Below are 3417 nucleotides of genomic sequence, written 5' to 3'. Positions count from 1 at the left end.
TCGCATAATCGCTGGCACAGTGCGTCGTCGCCACGATCCACCGGGCGGGGTAGGAATGTTGGTCGTCGGTGATCGCCCGCGCGATCTCGGCGTCGTCACCGGGAGTCAGGGCATCGATCCGGCGCAGCACGATCGTCGTCGCGCTGGTCGCCAGCGCGGCCTCGGCATCATGGACGGCGTCGGGGGAGGAACAGTCCACCACCGCGCACCGCGCTTGCGGATTCTTGTGCAGATGAGCGCCGCGCGCCAAGGTGACGCGGCCCGCGCCCCGCTCACCCACCAGCAGGGTGTTGGTGCTGGTCGCCGCGGCCCTGGAGAGCTCGGTGCGGCAGCGTTCCCACTGCGGTGAGCCGCCGACCGCACCGGGAAGCGTCGGCACCTGGTATCCCCGACGCCGGACCGAGGCTTCCCGCTTGATCAGATCGACCTCCAGCACCACACCGGCCGGTTCACCGGCGTCGTCGACGAGGGTACGGCGGATGGCTATCGACTGCCCGGAAGGCAGGATCAGCGTGAATTGGTTGATCCTGCCGGGGACCAGCATGCACCGTGCCTCCTCCCGCAGGAATGCCTCGTCGATCGGATCGAGGAACTGCGAACCGCTCGACATGAAGATTCCGCAGCTCAGTGAGTACACAGCACCGGACCGTCTGCGGCAGGCGTCGATGAACGAGTTGAGCACCGCGAGCTGTTTCGCGGAACCACTGGAGCGCAGAGCTGCCTCGATGTCGCGGGCGGCAGTGATCGTGAGTTGCCGCATCATCGGATTCGCATCCCGGGCCAGGCAACTGATGTCGAGAATCCCCTCCAGCTTCCCACTGACCGGATCGTGGATCGGTGTGCCCGCACAGGTGAACTCGTGGAGTTCCTCGTTGAAATGTTGTGTGCCGTCGATGTACACCGGCATCCGTGCCTCGACCGCCGTGCCGACGCCGTTGGTGCCGACCGTGGCCTCCGAATAGTCGAAACCCGGAGCGAAACACGCCTCGTCGAGACGCCCGGCCAACGACCGGTCCGTGTCCCGGCGAAGGATGACCCGGGCATTCTCATCGGTGAGGGCGATGGCGAGCGGAATACTCGACATATCGCCGTGCAAACGGTCGAGAACCGGGACCGCGCATTGCACGAGGCGGCGCTGCAAGTCGAGGTCCGGAACGTAGTGCAGGTCGGAGAGGACGTGATCGGGCGCCAGCCCGGCGTTCCGGGAACGATCCCACGACTGGTGGATGTACGTGGGCAGGCGGGCGGACCCGGGGGCGCCGGCCATTCCATCGGGGGCCCCGCGCTCGGTGAAGTGACGTCCTGCGCCACTGTTCCGGATCGTGGTCATCGAAATCCTCTGCCTGACGGCGACTACGCTGCCGTCATCACGGTCAAGTGTTCATCACCGAAGCGGGCCGGCGAGGGGACTCGGTGCAGAACCTATCCGCCTCGCCAGGCCCACTCCTATACCTCTGCGTCCAGCAATTCCTGCAAGTGACGGTCGATTTGCACCATGTACGTCGGAGCGACACCGAACAGTCCGAGATGCCCCAGCACATCGTTCACGATCCGGAATTCAGCGTTCGGGATCAGCCTCGCCTCGGCCTCGCAGTCTGCAGGCGGGAACAGCTGATCCAGGTCGATCGGTAGGACGAAGACCTTGGCGGTGATCCGGCTCAGCGCCGCCGCCAGATCGCCTCCGGTGTGCCGTGCGACATCGCCCCGCTGCCACGCCCAGGCCTGAGTCAGTAGGTCGTTGGGATCCATCGCGGTGAAGTACGGCTCCAGGAACCCTGCCAGGAAGGCCTCCTTGGACTCGAAGTCCAGCGCCCGCCAGACCTCCTGCTTCCAGAACTCGGTGGAGAATCCCTTGATCGCCCAGATGTGTGACATGCGGGTCAGGCCGTCGACCACCTCGTCGTTCGAGCTGTACTCGCCGCCCTTCCACGCCGGATCTGACATGATCTGCTCGCGGATGACCTCGGCGATCAGGTAATCGTCCGGGGTGTTCTGGGCGGTCCCGGCTATCGGCGCCGCCCGCAGCACCTTGTCCGGGAACCGAACCGCCCACTCGTAGGTCTGCTGCGCACCCATAGATCCGCCGACCACCAGGGCCAGCTTGTCGATGCCGAAGTGCTCGCGGAGCAGCCGCTCCTGTGCGACGACGTTGTCGCCGATCCGGATATCCGGGAACTTCGACATCGCGATGCTCGCGTTCGGGCCGTCGGCGTTGTGCGGGGACGTCGACAATCCACTGCCGATCTGGTCGACGCAGATGATGAAGTACTTGTCAGGGTTCAGCGCGTGGTCCGTGCCGATGTAGACGTCGCGCCACACCTGGTGCGTCCCCGAGAACCAGGTCGGGATCAGGATCGCGTTGTCCCTGGCCTCGTTCAGCGTGCCGAAGGTGGCGACGGCGAGCCGGCAGTCGGGAATCGTCCCGCCTTCCTCCAGCTGGAGTTCGCCGACGCTGATCAGTTCGTAGTCTCCGTGATGGTCGTGACTGTAGTAGCCGTTCTCAATGGCCATGGTGGTTGCCTTTCACAAGGATCGTCGGGAGCCGCGCGGATCAGGAGAACCGGAATCGGGGGTAGCCTGCGGCGGCCTCCTTCTCGCACTCCTCACGGTAGGCGCCGACGCCGCCGATGTAGGAGAGCAGCCTGCCGGTGGGTTTGCCGGGGACATTTGCGCCGGTGTACCAGGAGTGGGACTTCGGGACGAGGGTGGCGTTGGCGATCTCGTCGTGGTGATCGACCCAGCTCTGCTCGCCCTCGACTGTCGGCTCGATGATCTGCAGGCCGTTGGACTGCATGTGCTTGACGACGTCGGTGATCCACTCGGTCTGCTGTTGGAGGCAGGTGGTCATATTGCACAGAGCCGCGGACGGCGCCAGCGGGATTCCGGTGTTCAGCAGGTTGGGGAAGCCCTCGATCATGATGCCCATCGTCGAACGGATGTCCTTGCCCCATTCTTCGGCGAGTGAACGTCCACCGCGGCCGCGGAGATCGATCCGGGTGAGAGAACCCGTGCCGGCGTCGAAGCCTGTTGCCATGACAATGACGTCCACCTCGTGGTGGCTGCCGTCTTCGAGTTCGATACCGGTCGAGGTGATCCGTGTGATGGGATTGTTCCGGACGTTGACGGCCTCCACATTGTCCTGGTGGAAGGCCTCGTAGTAGCCGCGTTCGAGCGGAACACGGTGGGTGCCGAAGCCGTAGTCGCCGGGTTGCGGGACCAGTGCGTCGATGAGTTCCGGATCCTGGAGGCGGGCCTCGATCTTCTCCCGGACGAACTGTGAGATCACGTCACTGGCCTCCTGTTCGGAGAACAGTTCGGCGAAGGAGGCGAGCCAGAGCTTGAGCGAGCCGTCCTCCCAGATCTGGTTGATGTGCTCGTGCCGCTGCTCCGGGGTGAGATCGGCCCAGGCGTGTTCGA

At 64.9% G+C, this 3417-nt stretch carries 2 protein-coding genes and 1 pseudogene; all 3 read right to left on the bottom strand.

What is annotated here, in order from left to right:
- The coding region (locus KDB67_RS08205; protein WP_291014648.1) for a Fis family transcriptional regulator at nucleotides 1-1330 on the bottom strand (1330 nt) is incomplete at its 3' end.
- Nucleotides 1331-1446: 116 nt separating this feature from the next.
- A complete protein-coding gene (locus KDB67_RS08200; protein WP_291014646.1) occupies nucleotides 1447-2511 on the bottom strand; it encodes an alpha/beta fold hydrolase in 1065 nt (354 codons plus the stop codon).
- A gap of 40 nt (nucleotides 2512-2551) precedes the next feature.
- Nucleotides 2552-3417, bottom strand: a pseudogene (locus tag KDB67_RS08195) (cyclohexanone monooxygenase); the annotation flags it as partial.

The sequence above is a fragment of the Gordonia sp. (in: high G+C Gram-positive bacteria) genome, assembly GCF_020438995.1.
Classification (GTDB): domain Bacteria; phylum Actinomycetota; class Actinomycetes; order Mycobacteriales; family Mycobacteriaceae; genus Gordonia.
The sequence above is the reverse complement of the archived record's forward strand: the minus strand, read 5'-3'. Positions and strand labels throughout refer to the sequence as shown.